Below are 9873 nucleotides of genomic sequence, written 5' to 3'. Positions count from 1 at the left end.
TAATTTTTCTCCGCCAAGCTTTTCATTGATATCTTTAGTTGTTTCACAACCAATTGCTATGGACATAATAGTAACAATAAGTTTTTGATATACGGAATATCTTACTTTTTTCATTTTGAGCTTAAAGTTCTCAATCGCCTTAAATAAATTGGCTTTTAAGCCAAATTGTAATACGGAAATTAGCCAATTAAAAGTAGTTTCTTCTTTACAGTTATCATTAGTAAATGTAAAATTATTCATAGGATAATACCTGCCTTTCTTAATTTTTTGTGTGTAAAGAAAATTATGCTTCAAGGCTTGGTATTATCCTTTATTTAATTTTCGGAAACCATAATATGGAAAATGCTATAGTTTCATTTGTACGAAACTTAGGTAATTAATTTGTTACATTAAAATATGTACATTAACTAATAATATGTAGTTTGTTTATCATAAAATATATATTATTTTTATTTATAAATTTATTATCACTTTTAAACTAATTAAATAGCAATCATTATAATTCTAATTACCATTGTATTTCAAATCCTACTCCAATTTCTTTTATAGGTAAAGCCTTATGTATTTATGCTTTAACTACAATGATAAAATAAGAAATCGCACATTCATTTTGAATATGCGATTATTATTATTTTCTATTTTATTAATTTATAAATTTAAGTAATGCTTAATTAGTACAGCGACTAGTCAACATATTATATTGGTAATATCTTATTCCTCAGCAACTAAGCGTTATATCTCATTTCAATTATATTAATAACTTTTCCATTATTAATTGCAGTAAATATTTTAAAGCCTTTTCCTCCTGATCGAAACCATAAATCTAGTTCCTTATCCTAACTTTTCTTTAACAACTTCTCTATCATCAAAATGCATTTTTGTATTTCCTATAATTTGATAATCCTCATGACCTTTTCCGGCTATTATTAATAAATCCTCTTCTTTTAACAAGTTTAAACCTTTCTCAATAGCTTTTCTTCTATCAACTATTTTTTCATATTTTGAATCTATAATTTCCATTCCATCTTCAATTTCTTCAATTATTTTTATTGGATCTTCCCATCTTGGATTATCCGAAGTTATTATGCAATAATCTGATAAAATTCCTGCTGCCATTCCCATTACTTTTCTTTTACTTTTATCTCTATCTCCACCACAGCCGAATACAGTAATCAGTTTTCCTTCTGTTATATCTCTTGCCATCATCAATAATTTTTCTAAACCATCTGGTGTATGTGCATAATCAACTATTATATTTTTATCTGCATTATTTTTTACCAGTTCAAGTCTTCCCGGAACATGCTTAATATTTAACACTAGTTTCAGAATTTCATTAATATCTATTCCAATTCCATAACATGTGCCTATAGCAGCTAAAACATTATAAACTGTAAATTTTCCTTGAACATTTATTTTTACTTCTTGTCTAATATTTTTAAAATTCAATGTAAACATTACTGAATCATTTTTATATTTTATTTCTGTAGCCTTAATATCTGCATTTTCATCAATTCCATAAGTTAAAATTTCACAGGTACATTTCTCTATAATTTCCTTACCTACTTTATCATCTAAATTAATAATTCCAAGGTTACATTTATAAAATAGCTTCATTTTTTCATTTTTATAATTTTCCATCGTCCCATGTTCTTCAAGATGATCTTGAGATAAATTTGTAAAAACACCTACATTAAAATCACAAAAATCAACTCTGTGTTTTGCGAGCGCTGATGAAGTTACTTCCATAACTACATTTTCAGCCCCCTTATCAATACATTCTCTAAAGATAGCTTGAAGTTCTAGTGCTTCTGGTGTTGTCGGATTTATCTTTTCTATACTTATTTCTTTATCCTTTAATTCATAACCTAAAGTACCTATTAGCCCTGTATTTTTTCCATAGCCTTCTAATATATCTTTTATATAGTGTATAACTGTAGTTTTCCCATTTGTTCCTGTAACACCAACTAAATTAATTTCTTTTGAAGGTTCCTTATAAAATAAATTTGCTATGCTTGCCAAAGCGCTTTTTGTATTATTTACCTTTATTAGAGCTATATTTTCATTTTTAAACTGAAATTCTTCCTCAACTATTATTGCTACTGCCCCATTTTTAATAGCTTTATTTATAAAATTATGTCCATTGACATTATTTCCATTTATACATACAAATATTGAATTTTCCTTAATCTTTCTAGAATCATAACAAATATTTGCGATATCCATATATAAATCCCCATTAATTGATGTATAATCCAAATCTCTTATTAATTCATATAATTTCATTTTGAATCCTCCTTTAAATCTTTCTACTATAACTAATTATATAGAACATATTCACAATAAATAGTGTATATATTGTTTGATATATTGTAAAAAGTGCTTTATGATTTATTTAAATAAAAAATTATTTAGAAAGGTTTTGTTTTTATGGACGAAAAAACTTCTAGTAGTAAATCAGGTTATTTAAATAAAGATTTTCAACTATTTCATTTGAAGGACAAAAAAAATCAAGACTTCGAATTTCATTACCATGATTTCAATAAAATAATAATATTTCTTTCTGGAAAAGTTACATATTTAATTGAAGGAAAAACTTATTATTTAAAACCTTGGGATATTTTGCTCGTAAACAACCATGATGTTCATAAACCTATAATTGATCCTTCTGAAACTTATGAAAGAATAATTATATGGGCTAATTCAGATTTTATAGAAGATCATAATTATGAAAATTGCGACCTTTCAACCTGTTTTAAATTAGCAAATGAAAAAAGCTTCAACCTTATTAGACTTGAAGCTAAATTTCAAAACCATATGCAATTTATAATAAAATCACTCCAAATATCTTTTAATTCAAATGATTTTGGCAGTAAACTTTTAAGTAATTCATTATTTGTTCAATTGCTTATTTATTTAAATAGAGTACATCTTGGGAACATGTATTTAAATGATAATGATTCTCTAAAATATGATAAGCAAATTGAAAAAATATTAAAATATATTAATATTAATTTACGTACAGATCTTTCAATTGAATTTTTATCTCAAAAATTTTATATCAGTAAATATTATCTTATGCATAAATTTAAAAAGGAAACTGGTTATACTCTTCATAACTATGTAATGCAAAAAAGACTTTTAATGGCAAAAGATCTTATAATAAATGGAGAAGCAATCACTAAAGCCTCCTCCCAATGTGGCTTTAATGATTATTCCTCCTTTCTTCGTTCCTTTAAAAATATGTTTAATAAATCTCCTAGTGATTTTTCACCTAAATTAAAAAGAGAACCAATAAAATAATTATTACTGTATGAATTCTCTTTTATTTGTTATTATATATGTCAATAAATAAACTACATATATTAAGTTATTGCACATATTTTTTAATATAGCAAATTAATTAGAACTTATGTATTACAAAATACTTTAGTTAAATTTAATATGGCAATATCCAGTTGGATTTTTTTCTAAATAATCTTGATGATATTCTTCTGCTGTATAATATTTTTCTAATGGTTTAACTTCAGTTACTATTGGTTCTTTGCATTGCTTTTGTATTTCTGTTTTACTTTTAGTAATTATATCTAAATCTACTTCATCAATATAATAAATTCCACTTCTATATTGAGTACCAACGTCACCTGCCTGTCTATTTATTGTTGTTGGATCAATTATACTCCAAAACTTATCTAACAATACATCTAATGAAACTAATTTTTCATCATAAGTTATGTAACATACCTCTACAAAATCTGTATCATTATGACATACTTCTTCATAAGTTGGATTTTCTGTTTTTCCATTTGCATATCCTACTTCTGTTTCTATTACTCCTGGTATTATAGCAAAAAACTTTTCTACGCCCCAAAAGCATCCACCACCTAAAATTATTTTTTTCATTTTATCATCTCCTCGTAGTAACATTATATATCTAATTAATAATTCATTACAATTATTTTTAGATTTATATATAAGTTCTAATTAAGAAAGTTCATAATTTAGTTGGTTGTCTTATCCAATTACTCTAATATAGAAATTAAATCTTAATGAACAAAATTTTTTAGAACATATATAATAAACTTAGTTTTCTATGACTATAACCTTTTTAAATCCTTTTATCTTAAAATCAATAGCAAAAAACATTTTGAATAAAATAAGCTGAGCAAAATACCTAATGACTTTTCGTCTAAACTAAAAGAACTCTCTTAAAGCAGGTATACTTTAAGAGAGCCAAAATTTATCAAAAAATTTATGGGGAGTTTTTTATTTAATTAAATAGATTTTTTGCAATAAGTTAATAATCTAATGCTTTGCAGCCATAGATTTATCTTCAAGTCCCTTCATCTTAAAATTTATATCAGAAAGAATTTGGAATATTATACTATCACTTTTTCTACTCAATAAAGCTTCCTCTAATTGTTTATTTAAAACTTTAATTGCATCAGTTAAATCATTAATTTCTTTTTCTTTTTCATCAATTCTATTATCTCTAACTTTTATCTCTTCTTTTAAAGTTTTTAATTCTTTGCTAAATAGTTCTATATTACTATAAGCTGCTCCTTGCATTTTTTTAATTGAAACATCTATTTGAGTATCTTTATATATTTTATGGTTTATCACATCAAATATTTTGTTTTTATTACCATAGTCTATATATGATATTAGTTTTCTATCTACGTCTCTCAATCCATTTGAAACTCTAAAAAGTGCATTATTTAATACATTCAATACTTGTATTCCTAGTCCATAAGCTTCGTTATTTTTTTCACACACAATGAATGTATTAATTTTATTTTGAATATTATCCAATGTACATAAGCGCATACTTCTTTCATTATATATGTCAAAAAAGTTTTGTTGAATCTCATAGCTGGCATTTCCTTTTCTAGCTTCTATAATTATGCCACCTGATTCTCCACTTTTCTTCATAATAAAACAATAGTATTTCTTTAATAATATTTTAGTTAATTTAGAATACGAGTCATTTGCTTTATTTTTTTCTTGTTTTATTGTACTTACTATTACAGTAAACTTTAAATTTTTAAACAATTGTGGTAATTCATTAACAAATTGTGCTCTTTGAATCTTATTAATATTTCTATAAACATTTTCTTGAAGTATTAAATCATCTAATGAAATACTGCTGCCATTACCAAATAATTTATTTTTAAATTCACTTAATTTTCTTCTCAATTCACATTCTCTATTTTTTGATTCAATAGAATAATCATATTCAAATATTACCCCTACCATTGAAAGATTATCATTTGTTTCCGTACCTAAAAAACCTCTCTCATCCACAAACATAACATATCTTTTACCCATATTTTTCTCCCCTTTTACAATTATTCCGTAAACGCATTTCTAATTATTTCCAATTAATTTATCAAGTATTTATGAGGTATAAATTAACTTGTTTATATATGCTGCCATATTTTTGATGCTAACGTTATTATGCAAAGGAAATTTAAATTTTAACCCTATTCTATTTAATTATGTTTTAATCATTTTCCCCGTCCTCCCTTGTTTCCCTTATTTTTTCTATATAGTATTTATTCTACATGAATTTAAATTTCCCTTTATTTTTTTAACATTATTTTCAATAAATTAGTACGTTTGCAAAATATATATTAATAATTTAGAACATACTTACCTAGTTCTAAATAAATATATGTTATGTAAATTTCGTTTAGAATAAATTTTCTAATTATATTTTTAAATTCTGAAAATTATAATATATGCTACCAAAAATAATAAATTATAAAATAATTATTCTAGTTCCTACTACCCTATAAATAAACATATATAAGTTAAAGATAGGATACTTGCTTTACAAATATCCTATCTTTATTCAAAAATTATAACAATATTTTATTTATTTTTACCTTTGCCTTGTGAATTTGAATTACTACTTCCACTGTTATCTGATTTTGCAGAATTTCCTTTACTATTATTACTACTTTCTGATTTTGAAGAACTGCTATCACTATTATTCTCTGTCTTTATATTACTATTCTTATCTTCCTTCGAAGAATTACCTTGTGAATTTGAATTATCATTCTTATTTTGCTTTTCAACTGCAGCCTCTGGATATTTTTGTTCTTGGCTAACATTAACTTCTTCTTTTTTATTATGTCCATTGCTGGCTTTATTATTAGAAGACTTATTGTTCTTTTCTGTTTCTATAATCGAAACTTCATCAGCATCAGTTGTTGTTCCAGTTGAAGTCACTGCATTTGTTGCTGTACTATCAGCTTTAGTTCCATTAGTTGTTGTACTATTAGTTGTAGTTCTATCAACTGTGTTAGTTGCTGTACCAGTACTTGTACTACCTTCCGTAGTAGTTTCGATGCTTACATTTTTTCTTAATTCCTTAGTCTTCTTTTGTATGTCTTTTACAGAACTATTCTTATATTCTTCTACTGTTATTGCTGGGTCTAACACTTGAAGCTTTTGTATAAGATTTAACTTACCTGGTGTTATACCTAGCTTTCTTGCTTCATCTCTTCTTGCGAGTGCAACATTTTCAGTTTCAACTTCAGCTTGTACATCATTATTACTTAAGGTTTCATCTACTATATTTTTTAAAGATTCATCTAATTTTACTGCAGCTCCTGTTGTCTTATTTGTTGATGTAGTAATTTCAATCACTGATGAACCATCTTCATTTATGTACCCATCAGAAATTGCATTGGAAATTACAGTACTGACTGCATCATTCACTTTAGAATCTAATAAATCAGTACCTTCTAATATAGTCTTTCCCTCTTCATTATATGCTTCAACTGATACTACTGTATCAAAAGCATTTACACCTAATTCAACACTTGGATTAATATCCATACTAACATATACTACAGGAGTTTTTGCATATGCATATCCTCCTCCTGCTAAACTTAAAACCACTGCTACTGATAATGCCAAAGCTATCTTTTTTTTCATAAGTATTCCTCCAATAATATTATTTATTTTATTTTTGCGTTCAGACTTTTCTTTATAATATCCAGCCTTTTTCATTACTGACTTTTTAATCCGTTTAGTAGTAGATGAATCTACCGATAAATTAATATCTTTTTCTAGTAATAACTTGGTGTCCTCAATATTCAAATTATCTAATGCTCTAAATAATTTATCTTCCATCTATACAAGTCCTCCTAATACTTTTTTAAGCTTTTGGATACATCTTGATACTTTTTTATCAATAGTATTAACTTTAATACCTATATCCTTAGAAATATCTTTTGAACTTTGGTGAAAATAATATTTTCTTATTATTATTATTTCACTATCTGGTTCTCCAAGTAACTTTATTGCATCTATTAATTCAGAATTACTTTCCTTGACTAAAATAGAATTAGCCACTTCGTCTGAAGTTGTATATAAACTTTCAGCTATATCATCTATAGGAACATGCTTATTATTTTTATTTTTTCTATACATATCTATTGCTTTTCTTTTTGCTACAACTGATAAAAATGCTTTAATTGATCCTTTGGTTAAATCAATTCTATTTTTATAATGAAACACTTCAAAAAATACATCACTTACACATTCTTCAATATCTTCTTTTGAATAAATACCAGAAAGTTTATTAAATATGATTGTATAAACGAGTGCCATATAATCATCCATCATTATTTTTAAACCCATTTCAGGTTTATTATTCAATATGTTAAGTAATTCCTTATCTGAAATCAAAATGCACCTTCTTTCTATCAAATTTGATTCCTTTATAATATATTTCGTAGTAGAATCAGAAAATCTGACAAGCTTAAGAAAAAATACATTTTATATATTTTTTTCTTAAGCTAGTTTATTTACTCCTTTTTTAGAAAAATAACTTAATAATTTATAACTAAAATTTTATATAATTTATAAAAGTCCTATATAAAATAAAAGCTAAACATAAAAAGAAATAAATAAAACATACCCTATGGGTCCATTTTATAACTCCCTTTATATGCATGATTTATTAGTAAAAGTTTATAAATATGTTTTAATAATCCTTTGTATTTTATTAATTATTTTTATTTTTTTCTTTACTACTATTTTGCGAATTTGAGCTATTACTCTTTTCTGTATTTCCATTATTTTTATTTTCAGCTTTATTAGCTACATCTTCTACTTTCTGATTTTTATTAATGTTTTCATCTTTTTGGTTTTTTGAAACATTATTTTCTTTATTATTAGTATTATTAGGAGAAGAATTATTTTTTTCTTCATTAACTGTATCTATATTAGTATCAATATTTGCACTTTCATTGTTAGTATGGATACTTATATTTTCATCATTAATAGAATCCGATTCATCCTTATTAATATCTTTTCTTAATTCTTTAGCTTTCTTTTGTATATCTTTTACAGAGCTATCTTTATAGTCTTCTATAGTTATTACTGGGTCTAATTGTTGAAGCTTTTGTATAAGGTTTAGCTTACCAGGTGTTATTCCAAGTTTTCTTGCTTCATCTCTTCTCGCAAGTGCAACATTTTCAGTTTCAACCTTTGCTTCTTTATCATTATCACTTAAAGTTTCATCTGCTACTTCCTTTAAAGTTTCATCTAATTCAGCCCCAACTTTTTCTTTATCTGTTGCTGTAGTAATTTCAATTCCAGATGAGCCATCTTCTTTTATATATCCCTTCGAAATCGCATTAGAAATTACAATGCTGACTGCATCCTCTACCTTAATATTTACTAAATTAGCTCCTTCTAATATATTTCTTCCATCTTCGTTATACGCTTCAACTGATACTACTTTATCAAAAACATTTACTGATAATTCAACACTTGGATTAATATCTACACTTACATATGCTACTGGATTTTTAGCATATGCATACCCTCCTCCTGCTAAACTAAAAATCATTGCTGCTGATAATACTACTGCTATCTTTCTTTTCATAAAAATTCCTCCTAAAATATTATTTATCTTTTGTATCAAGTTATTATTTTCTCTATAGATACCACTCTTTTTCATTACTGATTTTTCAATATTCTTCCTAGTAAAATAATCTACTGATAAATTAATATCTTCATTTAATAATAAAGTAGTATCCTTAATATCTAAATTATCTAATTCTTTAAATAATACTTTTTCCAATTTCAATCCCTCCTAATACTTTTTAGCATCCATATGCATCTAAATGCCTTTTATCAATATTGTTTATTTTAAAACTAAGATTATGAGAAAATTCTTTTAGTTTCCTTATAACTCATATTTAATTTAAAACTTTTGATCTATATAATACATTTCGCATTATAAGAATCTAATCTGACTAGGTAAATTAAGGAATTTCATCATTTTCTAACTCAATTAAAATTTTTTTCATTAATAAAGACTATAAACAGTAGCTTATTTATATTAAAATATAAGCAAAAAAGAGTCCTTTTTTAGACTCTATCTTATAAAATTATCATTATTGGTTAAAATTTTGTTAATTTTCTGATATTTATCTACAAATCATTGTAATTCAAAATATTTTTGTGATATATTAATTTTATAGTGTATATAGACATTTAATTATTATCTAAAATTTCTTTTTACTTTTAGTAATTCTTAATTCAATCAAGAATTAAATTCTAGATAAAGTATATCTTAGAAATTCAATCGAAGTATAAAACTCAATTTATTTTTTAAATATTATATATAAGTTCTAATTAATAAAATTCATAGCTTGGCAAAACAGCTTTATATTATTCGATGAGTTTGCACAAAATAAATCTAGATTTATTTTGTGAGGTGATTTAAATGGTTATTATAAAAGATAATCAAAATGCAATATTAGAACTAGAATCAGCAATGAAAAAGACTAAAAATGTACGAATGTATAAACGATATTCTGTTGTTTTAAAGCACTTTCAAGGTTTTAAAAA

7 protein-coding genes and 1 pseudogene are annotated in these 9873 nt (G+C 25.0%); 1 reads left to right on the top strand and 7 read right to left on the bottom strand.

What is annotated here, in order from left to right; genetic code table 11:
• Positions 1-240, bottom strand: a pseudogene (locus CLPUN_RS02305) (transposase); the annotation flags it as partial.
• Positions 241-831: 591 nt separating this feature from the next.
• Entirely contained in the window at positions 832-2283 is a 1452-nt protein-coding gene (locus tag CLPUN_RS02300; protein ID WP_077845763.1) for a UDP-N-acetylmuramoyl-L-alanyl-D-glutamate--2,6-diaminopimelate ligase, read from the bottom strand.
• Between the two features lie 144 nt (positions 2284-2427).
• Between CLPUN_RS02300 and CLPUN_RS02295 the strand changes: the two genes are divergently transcribed.
• Positions 2428-3300 carry an AraC family transcriptional regulator gene (locus CLPUN_RS02295; protein ID WP_077845762.1) on the top strand — a complete coding sequence of 291 codons (873 nt, stop codon included), beginning with the start codon at positions 2428-2430 and terminating at the stop codon, positions 3298-3300.
• Positions 3301-3426: 126 nt separating this feature from the next.
• Here the strand turns inward: CLPUN_RS02295 and msrA are convergent, their stop codons facing one another.
• From msrA to CLPUN_RS02270, 5 genes are all read right to left on the bottom strand, one after another.
• On the bottom strand, positions 3427-3900 hold the full coding sequence (gene msrA / locus CLPUN_RS02290) for a peptide-methionine (S)-S-oxide reductase MsrA (protein WP_198944278.1): 474 nt from the start codon (positions 3898-3900) through the stop codon (positions 3427-3429).
• Positions 3901-4302: 402 nt separating this feature from the next.
• Positions 4303-5325 carry a DUF3800 domain-containing protein gene (locus CLPUN_RS02285; protein ID WP_143328954.1) on the bottom strand — a complete coding sequence of 341 codons (1023 nt, stop codon included), beginning with the start codon at positions 5323-5325 and terminating at the stop codon, positions 4303-4305.
• A 546-nt stretch (positions 5326-5871) separates the two neighbouring features.
• On the bottom strand, positions 5872-7140 hold the full coding sequence (locus tag CLPUN_RS02280; RefSeq protein WP_077845760.1) for an anti-sigma-I factor RsgI family protein: 1269 nt from the start codon (positions 7138-7140) through the stop codon (positions 5872-5874).
• Positions 7141-7698, bottom strand: coding sequence for a sigma-70 family RNA polymerase sigma factor (locus CLPUN_RS02275; protein ID WP_077845759.1), 558 nt, complete (start codon positions 7696-7698; stop codon positions 7141-7143).
• A gap of 319 nt (positions 7699-8017) precedes the next feature.
• Entirely contained in the window at positions 8018-9100 is a 1083-nt protein-coding gene (locus tag CLPUN_RS02270) for an anti-sigma-I factor RsgI family protein (protein WP_077845758.1), read from the bottom strand.
• Positions 9101-9873: the final 773 nt, after the last annotated feature.

Source organism: Clostridium puniceum, assembly GCF_002006345.1.
Classification (GTDB): domain Bacteria; phylum Bacillota; class Clostridia; order Clostridiales; family Clostridiaceae; genus Clostridium; species Clostridium puniceum.
This window is presented reverse-complemented; position numbering and strand designations above follow the sequence as displayed.